The sequence below is a fragment of the Pseudomonas sp. W15Feb34 genome, from assembly GCF_023127765.1.
Lineage (GTDB): Bacteria > Pseudomonadota > Gammaproteobacteria > Pseudomonadales > Pseudomonadaceae > Aquipseudomonas > Aquipseudomonas synxantha_A.
This window is the reverse complement of record NZ_SPKN01000007.1, coordinates 34999-58718: the sequence shown is the minus strand read 5'-3', so window position 1 is coordinate 58718 and position 23720 is coordinate 34999. Positions and strand designations below refer to the sequence as shown.

At 62.8% G+C, this 23720-nt stretch carries 12 protein-coding genes; 3 read left to right on the top strand and 9 right to left on the bottom strand.

The features are described from left to right. Positions 1-29: 29 nt before the first annotated feature. Positions 30-1583: a DUF726 domain-containing protein gene (locus tag E4O97_RS03615; RefSeq protein ID WP_248160850.1), complete on the bottom strand. Its 1554-nt coding sequence runs from the start codon at positions 1581-1583 to the stop codon at positions 30-32. 260 nt (positions 1584-1843) lie between these two features. Then, the gene (locus E4O97_RS03610) at positions 1844-13234 is read right to left on the bottom strand and encodes an autotransporter-associated beta strand repeat-containing protein (RefSeq protein WP_248160849.1); all 11391 of its coding nucleotides are present in this window, start codon (positions 13232-13234) and stop codon (positions 1844-1846) included. Positions 13235-13563: 329 nt separating this feature from the next. On the opposite strand from E4O97_RS03610, the gene E4O97_RS03605 reads away from it, so the two are divergent. Both E4O97_RS03605 and E4O97_RS03600 read left to right on the top strand, forming a co-directional pair. Beyond that, complete coding sequence (locus tag E4O97_RS03605) at positions 13564-15372, top strand: monovalent cation:proton antiporter-2 (CPA2) family protein (RefSeq protein WP_078821080.1); 1809 nt, start codon at positions 13564-13566, stop codon at positions 15370-15372. A 72-nt stretch (positions 15373-15444) separates the two neighbouring features. Beyond that, positions 15445-15999, top strand: a complete 555-nt coding sequence (locus tag E4O97_RS03600; RefSeq protein WP_032876365.1) for a hypothetical protein — start codon at positions 15445-15447, stop codon at positions 15997-15999. A 28-nt stretch (positions 16000-16027) separates the two neighbouring features. On the opposite strand, the gene E4O97_RS03595 is transcribed toward E4O97_RS03600, so the two are convergent. From E4O97_RS03595 to E4O97_RS03565, 7 genes are all read right to left on the bottom strand, one after another. After that, positions 16028-16744 carry an alpha/beta fold hydrolase gene (locus E4O97_RS03595; protein WP_032876368.1) on the bottom strand — a complete coding sequence of 239 codons (717 nt, stop codon included), beginning with the start codon at positions 16742-16744 and terminating at the stop codon, positions 16028-16030. Between the two features lie 10 nt (positions 16745-16754). Continuing rightward, positions 16755-17510: a precorrin-6A synthase (deacetylating) gene (cobF, locus tag E4O97_RS03590; protein ID WP_005787570.1), complete on the bottom strand. Its 756-nt coding sequence runs from the start codon at positions 17508-17510 to the stop codon at positions 16755-16757. Positions 17511-17555: 45 nt separating this feature from the next. Continuing rightward, complete coding sequence (locus tag E4O97_RS03585; protein WP_248160848.1) at positions 17556-18110, bottom strand: histidine phosphatase family protein; 555 nt, start codon at positions 18108-18110, stop codon at positions 17556-17558. An 87-nt stretch (positions 18111-18197) separates the two neighbouring features. After that, positions 18198-18674: a YbjN domain-containing protein gene (locus tag E4O97_RS03580; RefSeq protein ID WP_032876374.1), complete on the bottom strand. Its 477-nt coding sequence runs from the start codon at positions 18672-18674 to the stop codon at positions 18198-18200. A gap of 144 nt (positions 18675-18818) precedes the next feature. Further along, the gene (locus E4O97_RS03575) at positions 18819-20159 is read right to left on the bottom strand and encodes an MFS transporter (RefSeq protein ID WP_005787565.1); all 1341 of its coding nucleotides are present in this window, start codon (positions 20157-20159) and stop codon (positions 18819-18821) included. Between the two features lie 33 nt (positions 20160-20192). After that, positions 20193-21722: an AMP-binding protein gene (locus E4O97_RS03570; protein ID WP_248160847.1), complete on the bottom strand. Its 1530-nt coding sequence runs from the start codon at positions 21720-21722 to the stop codon at positions 20193-20195. A 3-nt stretch (positions 21723-21725) separates the two neighbouring features. Then, positions 21726-22904: an acetyl-CoA acetyltransferase gene (locus E4O97_RS03565; protein ID WP_078821075.1), complete on the bottom strand. Its 1179-nt coding sequence runs from the start codon at positions 22902-22904 to the stop codon at positions 21726-21728. 130 nt (positions 22905-23034) lie between these two features. Here E4O97_RS03565 and E4O97_RS03560 point away from each other — a divergent pair, with 130 nt between their 5' ends. After that, on the top strand, positions 23035-23607 hold the full coding sequence (locus E4O97_RS03560) for a LuxR C-terminal-related transcriptional regulator (RefSeq protein ID WP_248130949.1): 573 nt from the start codon (positions 23035-23037) through the stop codon (positions 23605-23607). Positions 23608-23720: the final 113 nt, after the last annotated feature.

Here is a 23720-nt window from a genome sequence, read left to right as displayed (position 1 = left end):
ACAATACACTAGGCTTGGGCAGCAGCTTATCAGTCGGACGCGACTGTGCGCATCACCGTATCTCGCGGCAAATCAAAGGCCTCTACCACTTGCACAACCAGGTCCAGCTCCTGGTTCAGCGCCTCGCGCTCCATGCGCTGACGAATCACACCGACCACCAATACCGCCAAGGTGGTGATCGAATACGCCGGGCCGGAAAACGCTCGCACGCCGCTGACCAGCAACATCGCCGCAGCCAGCGCCTGGCCCACCACCGGAATCGCCGTGGCTGCACCCCGACGCAGGATAAACCCGGTCAGCCCGGCCAGCGCAGTACCGCTCAAGGCCGTGGCGGCTGAACGGCCCACGTCGAAGCGGGTGAACACCCCCTGCTCTTTTTGCGCGGCGGCCTTGAGTTCGGCGTCGAACGCCTGACGGTCGGCGCGGCTGAGTTTGTGCTTGTACTGCTCAATCAGTTTTTCAGCGACCTGCGCTTCGATATCCGCCAGCACCACGCTTTCAAGTGGCTCGTCGAACTTGATGCCCAGGCGTTGCGCCACCTCCTCGGCAATCTGGCGATAGCTCACCCCGTGACCACGGGCCAGGTTCATGAAGCTGTCACCGCCCATGCGCTGCAACTCGATGGCCAGTTTCAGCGGTTCACGCACACTGGCGTCGATCGAGGCACTGCGCTTTTGCGCCATCAGCTCGGCGAGGAACTTCAGCTCTTCAGGACGCGCCTGCACCAGCGCCGGGAACAGTTCGGCATCTTCTTCGGCAAAGCGCACTTCGCTGCTGCGCAGGTCGGCGCGGATCAGACCACGGCGCTCCTGCAGCAAGTCGGTGTACTGCACCACCGTTTTCAATTGCGGCCAATAAGCGGCATGATCGAAGCTGGCCAGATGCACATTGGTGACCTTGGTCTTGAGTGCAGGCGTAACGTCAATCGCATAACGGCCGATGCAGCGCTCGCTATCCGGCTTCAAGGCCAGCGCCCAGTCCTTGCTGGAATAGCAGTTGATCAGCCGGCCCTTGAGCGGCGCCGACACGTCATCCCAGGGGCTTGACGTACAGATCGCCCCACCCATCAACAACAGGTTATTCAACGGCAGCTCGCGGGCGATATCGGGGCTGGCCAACAGACTCTTGACCAGAATACGTGCGCCCAGGGAATGACCGATCAGGTTGATGCGCCGCACCGGCAGCGCCTCGTCGTGCAGGTAGCCGGCCAGTTCAGGCAACAAGGTCCTGGCCACTTCATCGACCCGCGCCTCGACACTTTTGTAATGGTCAAGAAAATAGGCAATCGCCCTACCGACGCCCACCGTCGCTGCGCCCAGGCCACCACCGCCAAGCATCGAAGCGATCACATCCTTGAACGGCGCGAACAGGTTTTCCAGAAAGTGCCCCGCCGGCCAGAACAGCATCAGGTTGGTCGAGCCTTCGATACCCGCCAGTTGTGCCTTGAAATTGCCCAGTTGCTGGCGGTTGAAGAAGGCCGAATAACCGTGAACATAGAGATTGAGCACATCCCCCTGGGGCTCGCCACATAGAACGAATGTGGGCTTGCGGGTGCGGTGCATTTCATCCCACTGGTGTTGCATGGGCCGGTGACTCCTGTTGGCAAGGGATGGCGATAGTAACAAACAGTGCCCGCAAGGAAGGTGAATCCTGACGGGCGTTAGCCACGTTCAGGACAACGGGAATAACCCGAGTCGAGCACGCCACACCAGCCGCGCTCCGGAAGAAATTGTGTGTACATTCTTCAGCCTGGCGGGTGAGCAATAAACTCTGTGCATTCAGGAACCAGTATTACTTCAAAAAAAAACCGCCCTTTCGGGCGGTTGAAAAAACTCGGCCTTGATCAAAAACCGAGGGAGAAACTCACCGTCACCGCGTGGTCCTTGTCGTTGCGCGAGAGTTGACCCGAATAGCCCAGGCCCAGCTTGCCGTTCTGGCTGATCTGGTAGTCCAGGCCCGCCTCCACCACCGCGCTGTCCTTGGCAATCGGCACGCCCTGGGTGCTGAACGAGCCACCGCCATTGATGAAGCTCAGGTCGGCGTCAGGCTTGGTATCGCCGAAGGCATGGCGCCAGCCGATGCTGCCCCGTGGGGTGATTTTCGAGCCGTTGCCCAAGGTAAGGGTCTGGCCGATGCGTACGCCCAAGGTCGAGTAGGTAATATTCTGGTCGGCATCGCCACGCAGGGCTGCCGAACCGCCTTTCTCCTTGATCGTATCGCTGTCGTAGTTGACGTAGGCCAGGCCAGCGAACGGTTCCAGGGCCACGCTGGCGGTTTGGATGGTGTAGCCGACTTCACCGAACACCTGGGCACTGCGTGCCTTGTAGTCGGCTTTCAGGCGTTGGCCCTCACCGCCGACCGCCACGTTGCGTTTGCTTTCGATGTCATGCCAGCTGTACGCCACGCCCATGCGTGCGGCGAAGGCTTCCTGCTGGTAGGCGGTGTAGGCCATCAAGTGGTAGCTGTCCACATCGGCACTGGAATTACGGCGCTTGGCATCCAGATCACTGCGGGTGTAGCCGGCGGCCACACCGACGCGCCAGGCGTCGTCCACTTGCTTGTCGGTGCCGAGCAGGAAGCCGCTGAGATTGCGGTCCAGCTTGGCGGTGTTGCTGTCACCGCCCATATGGCCCCAGGTGCCGAGTACGCGCATCCAACCGACCATCTCGCCGTGGCAACCGGCACTGGTCAGACGGTTTTCGCTTGGCGCCAGGGCATTGCGTGGGTCGTCCTCGCGGTAGCAACCGGGTTGGCGCATACGCTCGTTGACCGCGTCACGTACGTAACGCGAATCTTCGAGCATCGCGCTGGCGGTGCTGGCATGAATCTCGCCAGACAAGCTGTCGAAGGCTGCACGCGCTCCTGCCACGTCAGAATTGAGCAACGCGTTCTGCACCGCCACGCCACCGACGGCTGCGCCGCTGCCCAAGGCCGCCGCCACGCCGCGCTGGTTAGCGGTAGCCGCCACACTGGCATAGCTGACGTTGTTGCGGCTGACCGCCAGTGCCACCTGGGTTGGGCTGTAGTTCAACGCGGTAGTCAGGAACGCCAGGTTCTCCAGGTTGGTGGTGGCAAAGGTGCCGTTGACCGCGCCCGCAGTCAGCAGGGTGTAGGTGGTCGCGCCGGCATACGGTGCCAGGTTGATCACATTCAAGGTGCCGCCCAGGTTGGCAGTGCCGCCCACGGCCAGGGAGCCGGTGGTGGATGGGGTAATCACCAGGTTCAGCGCGCCCGTGCTGGCGTTGGTGAAGTTGCCGGCCACGGTCAACTTGCCGCCGTCAGGCGTCACTGAGCCGTTGTTGACCAGCGAACCGACACTGCCGTTGCCGGTCAGGCCCGCACCGTTGGCCACGGTGACCTGGCCGCCGAGCACCGCGCCTGGGTTGGCCGCATTACCCACCTGCAGCACGCCCTCTTGCACCGCTACGGTCCCGCTGAACGGCTGGTTGCCGGTCAGCAACAGCGCACCGGTGCCTTGCTTGACCACCGCACCGGTGCCGCTCAAGGTGCCGTTGAATTGGCCATTACTGCTTTGGGCAAATACCAGACTGGCGTTGTCGAGGATGCTGCCTTGCAGGCTGGTGGTATTGCCCACCAGCGTACCGCCACTGACCGTAGTGCCGCCGGTGTAGGTATTGGCGCCGGTCAGCAGCAACGTGCCGGAATCCAACTTGTTGATCCCACCGGTTCCTACCAGCGGTGCATCGATCTGGGCGGTCACGCCGGAGTTGACCCGCACCGCAGCCAGGCTGCCATCCGCCGCATTGGTCGGGCTCAAGCTGCCCCCAGCGCCGGCCGTCAGGGTGTAACCGGCGTCAAGGAATTGCAGGCCGGTAAAGCCTTGGTTACCGACAACCGTCACGGTGCCGCCCTGCCCGCCAAATACCGCGAACTGGTTGGTGGACGCCTGCCCTTGGGTACCGGTGGGGTCGGTCCAGTTGGTGCCCGGGCCCCAGGTGCCGCTGCCACCGGTGATGGTGCCGTCGGGGTTGGTGGTGCCGCCGTTCCAGAACTGGATCTGCCCTGGGGCATTTTGCACCACCAGGTTGAGCTGGTTGGCCAGCGCGGTTTGCAGGCTCACGTTGCCCAAGGCGACGGGCAAGGTGCCAAAGGTAAGGCCGTTATCGACCAAGCTGCCGCCATAGCGGAACAGTTGATACACGCCCAGACCGAAGCCGCCGGCATCACTGACGTTGAGCGTTCCGTCCAGGGTCAGGTTGCCAGCGACATTCACCGCAGTGCTCGAAGCACCCGGTGCGCCGAGGGCGAAGTCCAGCGTGGTGCCCGACGACAAGGCCAGCGAGCCCACCGACAGTGGGGACGTCGAGCCCGCCTTGAGCACCGAACCGTCCGCCATGCTCACCGCACCGCCCAAGGTGCCGCTGCCACCCAGGGTCGCGCCGCCGGCAACTTGCACCGCAGCGCTGTTCAAGGTGCCGTTGACCAACAGGCTGCCGGTGTTGACGTTGGTAGTGCCGGTAAAGGTGTTGTTACCGGTCAGCAGCAACGCGCCGGTGCCGGTTTTGTTCAGTACGCCGGTGCCGGTGAGGTTGCCGGTGTAGGTGCCGTCGGTGGCTTGCTCAAAGGTCAATGCCGCATTGTTGGCGATGGCGCCTTGCAGGCTGTTGGTGTTACCGGTGGTGGTGCCACCGTTGAGCGTGGTGCCGCCGCCGTAGGTGTTGGCACCCGCCAGCAGCAAGGCGCCACTGCCGTTTTTCACCAGGCTGCCGGTGCCGCTGACGACGCCGTTGAGGGCCAGGTCATGGCTGCCGGCCAGGGTCAGCGGGCCGCCCAGATTGACGGCATTGGCCAGTTGCAGGTCAGTACCACCATCCAGTTGCGCAGCGCCGCCGACAGTCAGGGCACCGCTGCCCAGTGCGGCGTTGTTGCCCAGCACCAGTTGACCGGCGTTAAGGCCAGTGCCGCCGCTGTAGCTGTTGGTGCCGTTGAGGGTCAAGGTTGCAGCGCCGTTTTTCACCAGGCTGCCGCTGCCGCTGATGCCACCATTGAGGGTCAGCGCGTTGCTGCCGCCAATCGCCAGGGCGCCGTTGAGTGCAGCTGCATTGGCCAGGCTCACTGCCGCGTTGCTGTCCAGGGTGGTGCCCGCCGCGGCAGTCAGTACGCCGGTGCCCAGGGCACTGTTGTTGCCGACCACCAGGGTGCCGCCATTGAGCGTAGTGCCGCCGGTGTAGCCATTGGCGCCGTTGAGCACCAGGGTGCCGCTGTCGAGCTTGGCCAGGGTACCGGCACCATTGAGCGTGACGCCCAGGGTGGCGGTCACGTTCGGATCGACGCGCACCGCGGTGTTGCCGGTGCCGCCATTGACCAGGTTAAGCACACCCGCCGTGCCGGAGGCCAGGTTATAGCCATCGGTGACAAACTGCATGCCGGTGATGTTTTGCGTGCCGTCCACCGTCACATTGCCGGCTGCGCCCTGGAACACTGCGAAACTATTGGTCCAGCCTTGGTTGAGCGTGCCGTCGACATTGGTCCAGTTGGTATTGCCGGTGCTCCAGGTGCCGTTGCCGCCGTCAATCGCGCCGTTACCGATCAGGCTGTTGCCATCCCAGAACTGCACGGTAGTGTTAGGCGCAGTCACCAGCAGGTTGACCTTGTTGCTGATGGCGGTCTGCACTTGCAGATCGCCCGGCACCACGCTGCCCGGCAGTATGCCGAGGGTCAGGCCGTTGTCGGTAAGCGCCCCGCCGTAGTTGATGAGATTATAGACGCCGCTGCCAAAGCCGCCGATATCGGTAACGTTGAGGTTGCCGTCCAGGGTCAGGTCGCCGCCGACATTCAGCAGCCCGGTGCCGCCGCCCACAACTGGGGTGCCTAGACCGACATCCAGATTGGAGTTGCCGCCCAGCACCAGCGAGCCCACCGACAGCGTGCTGCCGGTGTTCAGGCCGATATGGCCGCCGTCGGCGACAGTCACGGCACCACCAAGAGCACCGCTGCCGGTCAGGGTCGCGCCGTTGTTGACCGCCACCGTGGCACTGGCCAGCGAGCCTGTGACATTCAAGGTGCCACCGTTGACGTTGGCTGCGCCGCTGATGCCATTGGTGCCGCTCAGGTTGAGCGCACCGCTGCCGTTTTTATCCAGGCCGCCGGTACCGCCCAGCGAACCGCCAAAGGTGTTGTCCAGGTTGCTGCCGCCCACCGCCAGCGTGCTACCGCCCGCCACCTGCACCGTGCCGTTGCCGGCCAGCGTGTTGAGGCTGGCATTGCCGCCCAGGTTGAGGCTGGCGCCGCTGCCGACAGTAACGCCGGAAGTGCTGCCCAGTGCGCCGTTACCCAACGTAGTCACGCTGCCGCCGGCCACAGTCAGCGGGCCGCTGAAGCTGTTATTGCCAGTGAGCAACAGGTCCGCCGCGCCATTTTTGATCAGCGCCGCATTGCCGGCCAGTACCCCGGCCAGGGTCAGGTTATTGCTGCCTGCGACGGTCAGGTCGCCATTAAGATTGACCGCGTTGGCCAGCACCAGCGGCGTGCTGTTGGCCAGGGTCGCCGCCCCGCCGACGGTCAAGGCGCCCGAACCCAGAGTCGTAGCGTTGCCCAAGGTCAACGTACCGGCATTGAGGGTTGTGCCACCGCTGTAGCTGTTGGCGCCGTTGAGCGTCAGGTTGGCGCCGCCGGCCTTGGTCAGGGAACCGCTGCCATCGACTACGCCATCAAGGCTCAGATCATTGCTGCCGCCGACTGTCAGCGCAGCATTCAGGCTGGTGTTATTGACCAGGGCCAGTGCAACGCTGGTATCCAGGGTCGCGACGCCATTGACTGCCAGGGCACCGCTGCCCAGGGCCGATGCGTTGCCCAGGGTCAACGACCCCGCGTTCAGTTGGGTGCCACCGAGATAGGCATTGGCGCCATTAAGGGTCAGGTTGCCCGCACCGGTTTTGGTCAGGCCGCCGGCACCACTGACCACACCGTTCAAGCTCAGGTCGGCAGTTCCCAGAATGTCCAGGTTACCGGCCAGGTTCAGGGTATTGGCCAAAGCCACCGCGGTGCTGCTGTCGAGGCTGGTACCGGCTGCCGCGTTCAACGCGCCACTGCCCAGTGCGCTATTGGAGCCCAGGATCAAGGCGCCGGCGTTGAGTGCGGTTGGCCCGGCGTAGGTGTTGTTACCACTCAGGGTCAGGTTGGCGATGCCATTTTTGATCAGGCTGCCGGTGCCTGCCACGGTGCCGGCCAGGGTCAAGGCGTTGCTGCCGCCAACAGTCAACGTACCGTTGACGTTCACATTGTTGGCCAGGTTGACCGCAGCGTTGCTGTCCAAAGTGGTGCCATTGGCGGTGGTCAACACGCCACTGCCCAGGGCACTGTCATTGCCGACCAGCAGCGTGCCGCCATTGAGCTCGGTGCCGCCGGTGTAGCTGTTGGCCCCGTTGAGTACCAGGGTGCCGGTGTCCAGCTTGGCCAGGGTACCGCCGCCATTGAGCGTGACGCCCAGGGTCGCGGTGACGCCAGGGTCGACCCGCACGGCGGTGTTGCCGCCGGTGCCATTGAACAGGGTCAAGGCCCCCGCCGTGCCACCCGCCAGGTTGTAGCCATCCGTGACGAACTGCAACCCAGTGATAGCTTGCGCGCCGTCAACGGTGACGGTGCCCGCTGTGCCCTGGAATACCGCAAAGCTGTTCGGCGCCCAGGTTGTATTGAATGCGCCGTTGACGCCGGTCCAGTTGCCGGTGCCTGCGCTCCAGGTGCCGCTGCCGCCTTCGATGGCACCGTTGCCGGTGACTTGACTGCCGTCCCAGAACTGCACGTTGGTACTGCCGTTGACCAACAGGTTGACCTGGTTGCCGATGGCGGTTTGCAGGTCCAGATCAGCGGCTGGGATATTCACCGGCAGGCTGCCTAGTTGCAGGCCGTTGTTGGTCAGGCCGCCGGTGTAGTCGATCAGGCGATAGATACCGGTGCCGAAGCCGCCGATGTCACTCACGTTGAGCGTACCGTCCAGGGTCAGATTGCCGTTGACTTGTACCAGTGCCGTACCGCCGGTGGATGGCGCGCCAAGGCCGGCATCCAGGTTGGAGTTGGCATTGAGCAACAACGAGCCGGTGGTCAGGGTAGCGCCCGAGTTGACCGCCAGGTGGCCGCCATCGGCGATAACCACATTGCCCAGCAAGGTACCGGTACCGCCCAGGGTTGCGCCGCTGCCCACGCTCACATTGGCGCTGGCCAATGAGCCGTTGACGAGCAGGCTGCCACCATTGACCAGCGTATCGCCGGTGAGCGCGCTGAGGCCACCGAGGGTCAGGGCGCCCGTGCCGTCCTTGGCAAAGTTGCCGAGCCCGGCCAATACGCCGTCGAACGTGCTGTCGAGGTTATTACCGCCAACGCTCAATGTGCTGCCCGCCCCGACTGTCGCCAGCCCTGTGCCGGTGAGCGCGCCCAGGCTGGCGGTACCGCCCAGGTTCAGGGAGGTACCGCCCGCCAGATTGACGCCGGCACCGACACCCAATGCCCCATTGCCCACGGTGGTAAGGCTGCCCGATTGCACATCGAACAAGCCGTTGAAGGTGTTGTTGCCAGTCAGGCTCAAATCAGCCGTGCCGGTTTTGATCAGGTCACCACTGCCTGCCAGTACACCCGCAAGGGTCAGGTTGTTATTGAGACCGCCCACTGTCAGGCCTGCATTGAGGTTGACCGCGTTGGCCAGCACCAGCGGTGTGCTGTTGGCCAAGGTGGCCGCACCGCCGACCGTCAAAGCGCCGGTACCCAGCGCCGCTGCCGTACCGAGGGTCAAGGTGCCCGCATTGAGGGTGGTACCGCCTTGATAAGTGTTGACGCCGTTGAGCGTCAGGTCGGCGGCGCCGTTCTTGACCAGCTCGCCAGTGCCACTGAGCAGGCCACCCAGGGTAAGGTCATTGCTGCCGGCTACGGTCAGCGCCGCGTTCAGGACGGCATTGTTACCGATGGTCAAGGCTGCATTGTTATCCAGGGTTGCGGCGCCACCAACGATCAGATTGCCCAGCCCCAGCGCCGCCGCATTGCCCAGGGTCAGCGTCCCGGCGTTCAGTGTGGTACCGCCGAGAAAGGCATTGGCACCCGTCAGGGTAAGGTTGGCAGCGCCGTCTTTAGTCAGGCTGCCGGCGCCATTGATCGCCCCCGTCAGGGCCAGGTCGGCGGTGCCGCCGATGCCCAGATTGCCCGCCAGGTTGATTGCATTGTTGACGCTCAGCGCAGTGCTTGCATCCAGGGTTGTACCGCCTGCCGCATTGAGCACGCCAGCGCCCAACGCGCTATTGGCCGCCAGCACCAGACCACCCGCATTCAAGGCCACCGGGCCAAGGAAGGTATTGCTGCCACCCAGGGTCACAGTGGCCGCGCCATTTTTGATCAAGCCGCCCGTGCCGCCAATCACGCCGTTGAGCGCCAACGCGTTGCTGCCCGCCAGGTTCAGGTCGCCGTTGAGGGTGACGTCATTGCCAAGCGCTGCCGCGGTATTGCTGTCCAGCGTGGTGCCCGCCGCAGCGGTCAGGGCGCCAGTGCCCAGCGCGGTGTTACTGCCGACCACCAACGTACCGCCATTGAGCAAGGTGCCACCGGTGTAGCTGTTGGCGCCACCGAGTACCAGTGTGCCGGTATCGAGTTTATTCAGGGCACCTGCCCCGGTGATATCGACGCCAATGGTCGCGGTTGCCAGCGGGTCGACACGCACCGCGAAGTTGCCACTGCCGGTGCTCAATTGCCCCCCGGTGCCATTGACCAGATTGTAGCCATCGGTGACGAATTGCATGCCAGTAAGGGTCTGCGCACCCTCCACGCTGACGGTACCCGCCGCGCCCTGGAACACCGCAAAACCGCCGCCCCAGGTCTGGTTGAGAATGCCGTCGGACGAGGTCCAGTTGGTGCCGCCCGCCGTCCAGGTGCCGCTGCCACCGTCAACACTGCCGTTGGGCACGGTGTTGCTGCCGTCCCAGAAACGGATGTTCGGTGCCGACACCACCAGATTGACCTGGTTGCCCACCGAGGTTTGTACCAACAGGTCACCCAGGCCATAGCCCAACGGCACGCTGTTGACGTTCAATGCGCCGGCCAGGCTGCCGGTGTAGTTGATCAACCGATACACACCGGCACCGAAACCACCGGCATCGCTGACGTTCAGATTACCGGCCAGGTTCACATTGCCACCGACATTCAGCAACGAAGTCAGCGAAGGTGCACCGAGGGCCACATCCAGATTGCCGCCGGCGCTCATGTTCAAGCTGCCGGCGGATAAGGTCGCTCCGCTAGCCAGGGCCAAGTGCCCGCCGTTGTTGATATTCACCGCACCCAACAGCGAACCGCTGCCGGTCAGCGTGCCGCCGCTATTCACGTCAACCACCGCACTGCCCAGGGAACCGGTGAGGTTCAAGGTGCCTGCGTTGATCGCCGTGTTACCACTGATGCCGTTGATCCCGGTGAGGTCCAGCGTGCCGGTGCCAACCTTGATCAAGCCACCCGCGCCACTGAGGCTACCGTCAAAGGTACTGCTGGTGCTCAGGCCGCCTACGGTGAGATTGAAACCACCGCCCACCGCCACGTCGCCCGTGCCGCTGAGGCCGGCCAGGCTGGAATCGACATTCAGGTTCAGCGCCGCACCGGCTGCCACGTTGGCGCCGGAACTGCCCGCCAGGGCATCGGCGCTCAACAGCGTGACGCTGCCAGACAGGATATCCACGGCGCCAGTGAAGGTGTTGCTGCCCGACAGGGCCAGATCGGCCAGGCCATTTTTGATCAGCGCACCCGCGCCGCTGATCACGCCGTTCAGGGCCAGGTCGTTATTGCCCGCGAGGCTCAAGTCGGCATTCAGTGCAATGTTGTTGCCGATCCCGAAGGCCGCGCTGTTATCCAGGGTGGCTGCGCCGCCGATCGTCAAGGCGCCGCTGCCCAGCGCGCCCGCTGTGCCCAGGGTCAAGGTACCGGCATTGAGGGTGGCGCCACCGCTGAAGGTGTTGGTGCCGTTGAGGGTCAGATTGGCCAGGCCGTCCTTGATCAGCGGGCCCGCGCCGCTGATCGTATTGCCCAGGGTCAGCGCATTGGTGCCGCCAACGGTCAGCCCGGCATTGAGGACAATGCCATTGCTCAGCGCAACCGCCGCGCTGCTGTCCAGAGTCGCCGCGCCGCCGACAGTCAGGTCGCCAAGGCCTAGCGCCGAGTTGCTGCCGACGGTCAGTGTGCCTGCATTCAAGGTGGTGCCACCCAGGAAGCCATTGGCGCCACTGAGAATCAGGTTGGCCGCGCCGGCTTTGGTCAGGCTACCGGCACCATTGATGCCACCGCTCAGGGTCAGATCGGCGGTGCCGCCGATGCCCAGGTTGCCCGCCAGGTTGACCGCATTGGTCAAGGTGACGGCCGTGCTGGCGTCCAGGGTCGTGCCCGCCGCCGCATTTAATGCTCCGGAACCCAACGCGGTAGCGGAACCTACCACCAGCGCACCGGCATTCAGCGCAGTAATCCCGGTGCGCGTATTGTTGCCGGTCAAGGTCAACAGGCCCGCACCGGTTTTGATCAAGCTGCCGGCGCCGGACATCACCCCGCCCAACGTCAGCGGGTTGGTGCCGGTCAGCGTCAGGTTGGCGCCCAGCGCCACGTTGTTGGTGAGTAACGACGCACCGCCAGCATCAAGGTTCGCGGCACCCGTCACACTCAAGCCACCGCTGCCCAATGCGGTGTTATTGCCCAGCACCAGTGTGCCGGCGCCCAGGCTGGTGGTGCCGCTGTAGCCGCTGTTGACGCCATTGAGAGTCAGGCTGCCCGCACCGCTGTGGGTGATCCCACTGGCGCCGGAAATCGCACCGCCCAAGGTCAGCGCGCCGGCGACGTCGGTGGTCAGGTTGCCGTTCAGGGTCAGCGCATTACCCAGGCTCACAGTACCGGGGGCCTGCAAGGTGGTGGCTGCACTGACCGTCACTGCGCTGCTGCTCAAGGCCAGGTTATTGCCCAGTTGCACCGAACCGCCGGCCAGGTTCGTCGCACCTGTGTAAGTATTGGCGCCGCTGAGGATCAGTTGCCCGGTACCGGCCTTGGTCAAGCCGCCCGTGCCCGAGAGCACGCCGCTGAGGGTCAGCCCGGTCGAGGCACCCTGCACCGTCAAGCCGCCAGTGCCCAGGGTCAGCAAATTGGACAGGGTCAAGCCATTGCCGGTGGCCTCGATGGTCCCGCCGTTGGCGGTCAACACACCAGTGCCGAAGGTGGTGTTGTTATTGAACTGCGAAATGCCGCCATTGAGGGTCGTGCTGCCGCTGACCAAAGGCCCTTGCAGGGTCCAGGTGCCGCTGTTGATGGTCAGGTTGTTGAAGTTGACATAGTTGGCGCTCGACGCTGTGCCAGTCCCCGTGATACCGCCGCCGACACCCGTGGTGTTCTGCAAGATCAAGGTGTTGCTGCCCAGCGCGCCACCATCCACTTGGCCGGTGGGCGCGAATGTCAGGTTCACACCGAGCAGTCCGCCCAGGCTCGCGCCGATGCCGCCGCCGTTCGTTACGCTTGAACCGGTGACAGCGGTGAAGGTGTTGGTGCTACCGGCCCCCATCGACACACCGCCGGATATAGTCCCGGTGTTGAGGAAAGTGTTACCAGCGGTGGAGCTTTCGAACGCCACGCGCCCGGTCAGGGTGCCGTTGTTGGTCATGTTGACTTGCCCGCCGCCTTGCACCGCCACCACTGGGGTGTCGGAAGTGAACAGGGTCAGGCCGAGCAAGGACGAAGAGCCGATGGTGCCGTTGTTGACGATGGTGGTGATGCCGCCTGCACCGTTGGTGGCGTTCAGGGCCATGCCATCGAGCGAGGCCAGGTTGAGCCCCAGCAGCGCACCGGTACCGCGCATGATGCCGGTGGCGGTGTTGGTGATGTTCAACGCGCTGGCTGCCGTGTTGCCGATCACTACGCCACCGCTCAGCACTGAAACCAATCCCAGGAGTGCCGGGTCAATGGTGCCGGAGTTATTCAACGTCGCGTTGTTACCCGTCAGGGTCAACGCTTTGCCGCCCAGCGTCGCATTGAGTTGCGCTCCGGCGCTGACGTTGACCGTCAGGTCGTTGACCGCGCTGCTGAAGGTGTTGAGGAACAATGGCAATGACGGCACGCCCGTACAGGTCACCGTCGCGCCGGCTGCAGGACTTGCCGGGGTACAGGCAGCGAACACATCCGGGCTCGCCAAGCCCATGACCAAACCGGCCACGCCCAGGCGGATAGCAAGAGAAAGCGCAGAAATACGAGGTACAGCGGCAGTCGCAAGTCTTCTATCCACGTTCTACTCCTTGTGGTGCAAGCGTTTCGTCCATGAATGCGTAAAAAGCCCGGGTTTAACCTTCCACACGCATCGAATTCGAAATACCTGACCGTGTTGACTAACAATCCAGTTTGTCGAAACGTTAGTAGAGCCACCGAAAAGTCATTGAATTAAATGGTATTAATACTTTCGTAAAACCCGTGATCGAATGGGGTAACAACCAACATCCATTGACTGTCGCGACAAAAATACAAGTTTCAAAATGTGAAAAAGCGTTCTAATAGCGCCCTATCTCCCTCGCCACAGCAATAGTTAGCCGTTGATCCAAGTAAACAATGGAGTTCGCAATGCCCCATGAAGGCAACCTGTTACAAGCGGCCGTAGTGTTCCTGCTCGCTGCCGTGCTCACCGTGCCCCTGGCCAAGCGCCTGCAACTAGGTGCGGTGCTGGGCTATCTGTTTGCCGGTGTGATCATCGGCCCGTCGGTACTCGGCCTGATCGGCAACCCGCAAAGCGTGGCGCAGTTCTCTGAATTGGGTGTGGTGCTACTGTTGTTCATCATCGGCCTGGAGCTATCGCCCAAACGCCTGTGGGTGATGCGCAAGGCCGTGTTCGGTGTCGGCCTGGCCCAGGTGCTGCTCACCGGGTTGGTCATGGGCGCGGTGGCGCTGTGGCTGTTTGGCCAGCCATGGAACAGTGCCATCGTGCTGGGCCTGGGCCTGGCGCTGTCCTCCACCGCGTTTGGCCTGCAAAGCCTGGCCGAGCGCAAGGAGCTTAACCAGCCCCACGGGCGTCTGGCTTTCGCCATCCTGCTGTTTCAGGACATCGCGGCCATCCCGCTGATCGCCCTCGTACCCTTGCTGGCCGGTGGCAGTCACCCAACCACCGAAGCCGAGGGCCTGCGCCATGGCTTGCAGGTACTGGGCAGCATCGCCGTGGTGATCATCGGCGGGCGCTACCTATTGCGTCCGGTGTTTCGCATCGTCGCCAAAACCGGCCTGCGCGAAGTATCCACCGCCACCGCGCTGCTGGTGGTGATCGGCACCGCCTGGCTGATGGAGCTGGTGGGCGTGTCCATGGCCCTGGGGGCGTTCCTCGCCGGCCTGCTGCTGGCAGATTCGGAATACCGCCACGAACTGGAATCCCAGATCGAACCCTTCAAGGGCCTGCTGCTGGGGCTGTTCTTTATCAGCGTGGGCATGGGCGCCAACCTCAGCCTGCTGCTCAGTACGCCGCTGGTGGTGATCGGCCTGACCCTGCTGTTGATCGGGTTGAAACTGCCCCTGCTGTACGCCGTTGGCCGCATGGTCGGCGATCTCAATCGCGAAAGCGCCTTGCGCCTCGGCGTGGTACTGGCAGCCGGGGGTGAATTCGCCTTCGTGGTGTTCAAGATCGGCCGCGACCAAGGCCTGTTCGAACCACACCTTTACGATGTGCTGGTGCTGACCATCACCCTGTCCATGGCCTTGACCCCGCTGTTGCTGCTGGTGTGTCCGAAGCTGTTCAAACCCAAGGTCAAGTCGGTGGAAGTGCCGGAGGAATACCGCGCCATCGAAAGCGACGCGCCCCGCGTGGTCATTGCCGGCATGGGGCGGATGGGCCAGATTGTGGCGCGGATCCTGCGGGCGCAGAACATTTCGTTTATCGCCCTCGACACCTCCGTGGAAACCATCGAGCTGACCCGCAGTTTTGGCGGTATGCCGGTGTTCTACGGTGACCCCCAGCGCCCGGAAATTCTCCACGCGGCCAAGGTCGATCAGGCGGAATTCTTCGTCATTGCCATGGACGATCCGGAGATCAACATCAAGACCGCCGCTCTGGTGCGCAGCCTCTACCCGCACATGAAGATCATCGCCCGTGCCCGTAACCGCCAGCACGTACACCGCTTGGTGGACCTGGACGCTTCACCGGTGCGCGAAACCTTCTACTCCAGCCTGGAAATGAGCCGCCGCACCCTGGTCGGCCTTGGCTTGAGCCAGGCTCAGGCCGACGCGCGCATCAACCGCTTCAAGACCCACGACCAGCAAGTGCTCGCCGCGCAACACGCAGTGTACGACGATGCAGCCAAAGTCATGCAAACCGCTCAGGAAGCCCGTACGGAACTGGCGCGCTTGTTTGAGATGGACAGGCTTGAGGAAGAGTCCGACAAGGTGTGACATGGAGAATGAACGAAATTGCGAATTTTCTGACAGAATACGCCGCAATTTCGTTCATCCCTGGAGCGCTACATGGCCACGTTCACCAAGACCGCAGTGCTGCTGGCCCTCGCGCTTACCGCCGGCAGCGTGTTCGCTGCCGCCAAGCCAACCACGCAAAAAATCTCCACCTTGGGTGGCAAGTTCACCTTCAACCTGCCCAAGGCTTACAGCGCTGACACCCTGCCCTCCGGCAAGGCTGAGGACGGCACCGCCGATACCCAGGGCACGCTGTATGCCAACTCGACAACGAAAAGTGTGGTGATCGTCGCCGAAACCGTGCGCAACGATGGGGCAACCATCAAGGATAACGACCCGCAGTTCCTCGATGGTGCCGTGGCCGATTTCGTCAAGGACCAGAGCGCCGCCCTGCCCGACTTCAAGAAGCTGGGCGAGAAGAAACTCACTTACAAGGGCCTGGGCCTGCGCCAGGTTGACAGCAGCGCTACCCAGGGCGGCGGCAAGACCTTGAACTCCACGTTCCTGGGTGGTTCCGGCAACCATCTGCTGGTGATCCAGGCGATTTCCCGGGCCGATGATGTGAAGGGGCATGCGGCATTGGTGAAGCAGATTACGGGCGGCAAGTAACCGCCCCTCCCACATTTTTTACTGCATTTCACTTCAAGCTTTTCTCTAGCCAGGCTTTCAAGTCCTGCACTTCCGCTTCGCTGATCGTGTGATTCATCCCCGGGTATTCATGAAACTCCGGCTTGAGCCCCAACCCCACCAGCACCTTATCTGCCTGCGTGGCCGAGCTGAAGGGCAGCGCCTGGTCCAGAGTGCCATGGCCGATAAAAATCGCCAGTTTGCCCATGGACGCATCAGGCTTCAGCGCAGACCTGAGTACCGGTAGCACGCTGCCACTGAGCGCGGCGATACCGCGTACCAACTCGGGTTCACGCAAGGCCACCTCGTAAGACATGATCGCGCCCTGGCTGAACCCCACCAGGAATACCCGATCGCTTTGGGTGTGGTACTTGGCGGTAGCCTTGACCACAAAGTCCTTGATCAGTCGGGCGCTGCTGAACAGTTCATCGGTCTCGCCGTTGTACTCAGGCTCATCAGTCTTGGTAAACCAACGATAACCGTGCGGTTCCACCGGCAGCGGCGCACGCACCGACAGGTAGGTCCAGGTGGATGGCAACGCGTCCTTGATACCAAACAGGTCTTCCTCGTTGCTGCCAAAACCATGCAGGAAGATCACCAGCGGCTGGTTGCGCGCATCGCTCTGGGTTTGTTCCAGGTAGGACAACGGCAAGTCGGTGTGCAAGCCGGTGTCGGCATGAACGGCGCCGGCCACCAGGGCCAATGCGAGGGCAAGCTGTTTGAGCATCGGATTTACCTCAAGGTTTGCGCAACAAATAGGTGTCCATGATCCAGCCGTTTTCCAGGCGCGCCGCCTTGCGTACCCGTTCAATCTCTTGCGCCACGTGGGCCACTTTACCGCTGATCAGGATTTCGTCAGGCGTGCCCAGGTAGGCGCCCCAGTAAATATCCAGGTCCTGATCCGCCACGCTGCGGTAGGAATCTTCTGCGTCGAGCATCACCACCAGGGTATCGGCATCACTGGCCTGCCCCGCCGCCAGGCGACGTCCCGTGGTGATTTCGACGGACTTGCCGATACGGTTCAACGGCACCTTATGCTGGGCCGCCAGCGCCTGCACGCTGGTGATGCCGGGGATCACCTCGAACTCGAACACGCACCGGCCACTGGCCAGGATCGCCTGCAAGATACGAATGGTGCTGTCGTACAGCGCAGGATCCCCCCAGGCCAGGAACGCCCCCACTTCACCGTCGGCCATTTCTTCGTTGATCATGCGCTCGAAGGTGTGCTGCTTATCGCGGTTAAGGTCCTGCACGGCGGTGGTGTAGTCGATGTCACCGCGTACGCGCTCAGGGCAATCGGCCTCGACAAAACGGTAGCCGGGCTCGGTGATGTAGGTCTGGCAGATCTCACGGCGCAGGTCGATCAGCTTGTCCTTGCTCTGGCCCTTGTCCATCAGGAAGAACACGTCGGTACGGTTCAGCGCCTTCACGGCCTGCATCGTGATGTAGTCAGGGTTGCCGGCGCCAATGCCGATGATCAGGATGCGTTTCATGGGGTGCTCTCAGTGCGGGGCGTTGATTTTGCCATGATCTGCACGTCAGGCGTGAGTTTCCAGGCGCAGGCGCCACACGCCATTGAAGCGCAACTCAGTGGCCGACAGGGGCTCGACGTCGATCCGATAGAACATCGAGACCGGGAACTGCATGACGGAGAGCATCGCGGCGCGAATCACGAACGGGTGGGTCACGGCGACTGTATGGCCGGGGTGGGTTTCGAGCGATGCGAGCCATTGGCCCACACGCGCACAGAGCTGATCCACCGACTCGCCGCCATGGGGTGCGCGGGTGCTGTCGGCGCTCCAGGCCTTTAATTCCTGGCTATCGAGTTGGCTGATGTCCTGGCCTTTCCATGAACCGAGATCAACATCGCGCAACGCCACTTCAACCTCGGCATGGGCGCCGAACAAGCCGGCTGTCTGGCGGGCCCTGGCTTCGGGGCCGCAGAGCAGGCGTGGCTGTTTTTTGTAGCGTCCGGCCAGGGAGTAAGCAGCACTTTGCCAGTCCATCGAGACGGACTCATCGTCGGGAAAACGCCCATGTTTTTGCAGAGGGGTGATGGCGTGGCAGATCAGGGTCAAACGGGTGGCGAGCATCGCACTTCACTCTGTTTTCGGTATGTTACTGCACCCCCAGTGTGAACGATGTACCTGTGGGAGGGGCTTGCCCCCTCCCACATTTAATCAGGCGGATGCACTCTCACTGAGCGGAGCGGCTGCGGCCTGAGCCTGCAACTGCGCGGCTTGCTGGCTGTATTCGCGCAGGTAGACGATAAATTCCTGCAACAGGCGGTCCCACAGTTCCAACTGGCTACGCAGATGCGAAGCGCCGACACCGGCCACCACCACGTCCATCTCCATCAACAGAAACTCACCCTGCACCGACAACCGCGCAAAGCGCCGCGAGGCATTCCACACCTGAGCCAGGCCCTCGGGCAATTCACCCTGCACCCGCAGGGCGCAGCTGTAGGTAAAGTCCACATAACTGCCCTGCTCGGCCGCCGGGTTGCCAAAGCGCACGGCAAAACCGATGCCCTGACTGGCGCTGAGCAATTGCACAACGCCGTTCTGCTCAGACTGGTTGACCCGATACCCGGCTTCCTGCAGCAGCTCGGTGAGGCTTTGAATGGATACGCTGGTGATCAGTTGAACATCGCTCATAGTGGTCTCTTCCTTGTTGATCATTGATTAAGGCGGTGTGCGAGCATCGAACCGATTAAGGTATAGCTCATCGCCAAAACCTTGGGTCAATTCATTGGAAATGACCCATCCTCATCACAACAACGGCTGACCACCTTTTTTCGATCATGCTGCATCAGTCAGATAAGCGTCGGCTATGAGACCGTCTTCGGGAGCAAGCCCCCTCCCACACGCGACAAAATCCTCCTTGCGCAACACCACCAGTGCCACCAACGACACCACCCCGGTGGCCACGTAGAAGTACCACGGCGAAGTAATGTCCCCGGTCACCTTGATCAACCAGGTGGAAATCAACGGCGCACTGCCGCCAAACACCGCCACCGGCACGTTGTATGCCACTGCAATGCCGGTGGAGCGAATCCGCGTCGGCAGCAGCTCACTCATCAACGCGTAGGTCGACGACGCATACAGCCCGAACAGAATCGCCACCGCCATCAACGGTGCGAAGAACGACGCCGGGGTCGCGGTGGGTGCCGACTTGAACAGCCAGAACATCGCCAGGGTCGCCAGCGTGCCGATCACCATCAGGAACGGCTTGCGCCCGTATTTATCGGTAAATGCCCCGCCAAACGGCATCACGAAGGCGGCCGAGAAGCTGGCAACGAACACGTAGAGCAAGGTGGTGCCGCTGTCGAACTTGAGGATCTTGGCCATGTAGGTCGAGGCGAAGGTCAGCACCAGGTAGAAGATCGAGCTGTGCAAGGTGATGATAAAGAACACCAGAGCAATCGCGCGCTTCCACTGCCAGACCTCCCGCAGCGGCGCCCGCGAGGTTTGCCCGGCGCGTTGCAGGGCTAAAAACTCGGGGCTGTCTTCAAGCTTGAGGCGGATGTACATGGAGATAAAGCCCAGGGGCGCAGCGATCAGGAACGGTACGCGCCAGGCCCATTCCTGCATGACCTCGGCGCCCAGCACCCAGGTCATGCCATTGGCCACGGCGCCGCCCAGCAACAGGCCGAGCACAGCGGTGACCATCAACCAGCAGGTGGCGAAGCCGCGGCGACCGGGCCCTGCGTATTCGGAGATAAAGCTGGTGACCGTGCCGATTTCGCCGCCCGCCGAGAAGCCCTGCACACAGCGCACCAGGATCAGCAGGATCGGCGCGGCGATGCCCAGGCTGGCGTAGGTCGGCAACAACCCCAGCATCACCGTGGAACCGGTCATCATCACCAGCGCCATGATCAGGGTTTTGCGCCGGCCGATCTTGTCTGCCAGCGGGCCGAAGAACAGCCCACCCAGAGGGCGGATAAAGAAGCTCAGGGCAAACGCGGCGAAGCTGGCCAGCAGGCTGGTGGTGGGGTCATCGGAGACGAAGAACGCCTGGCCGATATAGACCGCGAGAAACCCATAGACGCCGTAGTCGTACCACTCGATCAAGTGGCCCGAGGTGGCGCCCAGAAACGCTCGGCGGCGCTTGCGGACAGTGTCTTGTGCGGGATTGCCCATCGTGGGGACTCCTTGTCTGATTATCGATCCATGTCAAAGCGCGGCGATACTCGCTGCTTTCAACCACTGCCGCAAGTCGGTCTTGAGAATCTTGCCGTAGCTATTCTTGGGCAAGTCGCTGCGCCACACATATTTTTTCGGTTTCTTGAACGAGGCCATGCGCGCCAGGAACCAGGCGGTGAGTTCGCCCTCATCCAGGGGCTGGCCGCTGCGCGTCACCACAAATGCCACCACCGACTCGCCCCACTGAGCGTCCGGCTCGCCCACCACGCACACCTCAAACACCTGCGGATGCTGGGCCAGCACTTCCTCGACCTCACGCGGGTAGACGTTGCTGCCGCCGCTGATGATCACGTCCTTGGAGCGATCCGTCAGGGTCAGATAGCCGGCCGCGTCGAGATAGCCGATATCACCGGTCAGCAGCCAGCCGTCCACCAACGTTTGGCCAGTGGCCAGCGGGTTGCGCCAGTAGCCTTGCATCACGGTGGCGCCACGCACCGCGATTTCGCCGCGCTCGCCGGTGGGCAGTGGCTGGTGCGCGGTATCGAGAATGCGGATTTCCACACAGGACTGCGCGTGGCCCACCGAAGCGGCCAGGCTGGCCCAGTCGGGGCGTTGGCGATCGGCAATCACTGCACGGGGCAACACGCTGATGGTCATCGGGCTCTCGCCCTGGCCGTAGATCTGCACCAGGCGCGGCCCGAAGGTGTCGGCGGCTTCACGCAGATCGGCCAGGTACATCGGGCCGCCGCCATACACGATGGTCTTGATGCCTGCGCCGTGATAATCCTGGCGCCGTGCCTGCTCGACCATGCGCTTGACCATGGTCGGCGCGGCAAACAGCGACACATTGCCCACCTGCTCGGCCAGCCCGAACAGCTCGGCGGCGTCGAAGCCATGGGAGGCCGGCACCACATGGCGTGCGCCGCAGCGCACATGGATGAAGTTATACAGGCCAGCACCGTGGGACATCGGCGCGGCATACACTGCCGCATCGTCGGCGCTGACCGCATCGACATCTGTGGCGTAGCACAGCGACATGGCGACCAGGTTGCCGTGGGACAGCATTACACCCTTGGAGCGCCCTGTCGTGCCGGAGGTATAGAACAGCCAGGCGAGGTCCTGGTCGTGGCGTGGCACCGGTTGTTCCAGGGTCGGCCAGCCAGTGTCGGGAGGTAAAAAGTGGCCGTCCAGCTCTTTGCAGCGCGGGGGCAGATCCCGCGAAGAGAACACCCGGCCGCCATCGGTAAAGATCAAGCGTGCCTCGGCATTATCGGCAATCCACGCCGCTTCGCTGGGATGCAGTTTGGCATTGATCGGCACTGCCACGGCGCCCATCCACCAGATGGCGTAGAGCAACTCCAGGTAGTCGCAGCTGTTTTTCATCAGCAGCGCCACCGCGTCCCCCGGCACCAGGCCGTGCTGGTCCACCAGGTGCGCGGCGCGTTGGCGCACGTGGGCGGCGAAGGTGGCGTAGTCGGCCACTTGGGTGGTGCCGTTGAACAGCGCCGGGCGTTGCGGGGCCCGACGCTGGGTGTCGTGCAGCCAGTTGGCAATGTTCATGGCTCAGCTCCGGCGTGCCTGCAGGACCGATGCGTAGTTGGCCACCGCCATGCCGCCCATGTTGAACACCAGGCCGAACTCCGGGTTGGGCACCGCCAGGCCAATCGGTTCGCCGGTCAATTGCCGGAACGCCAAGGCGTGCATGGACACCCCCGTTGCACCGACCGGATGCCCCTTGGCCTTGAGCCCGCCGGAAAGGTTGACCGGCAAGCGCCCGCCGGCACGCACCACGCCGCTGTCGAGCACGCGATGCCCTTCGCCTTTGGGCGCCAGGCCCATGGCTTCGTAGATCAGCAGCTCGGCAATGGTGAAACAGTCGTGCACCTCGGCGAAACTCAGGTCTGCCAGGGTCACATTCGCTGTGCGCAGCGCTGCATGGATCGCTCGTTGCGGGCCTTCAAAGGCGAGGATGTCGCGCTGGGCGATGGGCAAGGTGTCATTGACCTGGGTCATCGCCCGGATCTGCACCTCGCGGCGAAACGCCCGCGCACGTTTGGGTGACGCCAGAATAATCGCGGCGGCGCCGTCGCTGATCAGCGAGCAGTCCGTCAGACGCAGGGAGTCGGCCACGAACGGGTTGCTCTGGGACACGTTGTTGCAGTGCTCGAAATTCATCTCCCGATGCATCTGCGCCAGCGGGTTGGCCATGGCATTGGAGTGGTTTTTGGTGGCGATGGCCGCCATCGAGCCCAGCGGACAGTGGTAGCGCTCGGCGTATTGGCGGGCGGCGCGGCCGAACAATTGCGGGAAACTCAGGCCGGCTTCGGCCGGGTCGTTCTGATAGCCGGCGCCGGCCAGGGCTTGGGTGACCGCGGCGGTGCTGGTGTGAGTCATCTTTTCGGCGCCCACCACCAGCACCAACTCGGCGCTGCCGGAGAGAATCGCATTGACTCCCGCCTGGATCGCCGCCGAACCCGAAGCGCAGGCGTTTTCGCAGCGGGTGGCAGGTTTGAAGCGCAGCCCGGGGTCGGCCTGCAACAGCAACGAGGCGGCAAAACCGTCGGGCACCAGCCCAGAGTTGAAATGCCCCAGGAACAGCGCGTCGATTTGCGACGCATCAATCGCAGCGTCACTCAGGGCTTCACGGGTAACCTGGACGATCAGGTCTTCCAGCGTGGTGCCTTCCAGGCGACCAAAGCGGGAGTGACCAGCGGCAACAATGGAGACGCAATCAGCAGGCATAATCAATTTCTTCTGTTCTTGATCCGGACTTTACTTACAATGACCCACCCCGGGTCCCGCGCCAATTCGTGTAACTACTTACATGGGTAAGTAGCGCACCAGGGCATTGAACAACGAGGCAGGATGCCCCATGAACGCGCTTGCACAGCAATTTCCCGACCTCGAACGCCTGGCGTTCAAGCTGTCCCCTGCCCCGCAGATCGTCACCAGCGACCGGGTAATACTCGACTGCAACGATGCCTTCCTGAAGCTGTTCGGCTATACACGCCAGGCACTGGTCAATCAGTTGACCCTTCTGATCTACCCGTCCCAGGCCGACTACCATGCCATCGGCAAGCGCAGCCATGACTGGCTGCTCGACAGCGACAACGGCTTTTATTCCGATGAGCGCTTCATGCAGCACCACAATGGCGAAGTGTTCTGGGCCAAGTCCCACGGCTACACCCTCACCCCCCAAGACCCGTTCAAGCTGATGATCTGGCACTTCGAACGCCTGGACCGTCTGCATCAGGGCACTGGCGACCTCACGCCGCGGGAGCGGGAAATCGCCATGCACATCGTCAATGGTTTCAAGTCCAAGGAAATCGCCCTGCGCCTGGCGATTTCCCACCGCACGGTGGAAGTGCACCGGGCGCGGCTGATGAAGAAGTTGCAGGCCAAGACCGTGGTGGAGTTGGTGTCGAAGATCATTATGGTGGCGTGACAGGTAACGGCTATTGAACAGGTTACCCACCCACATCTGAGCACATTTCAATCCGGCAGCCGATTCAGCTGCCTTATCCACCTTTTCAGCTTTCCCGGCTGAGCCGCCCCGCT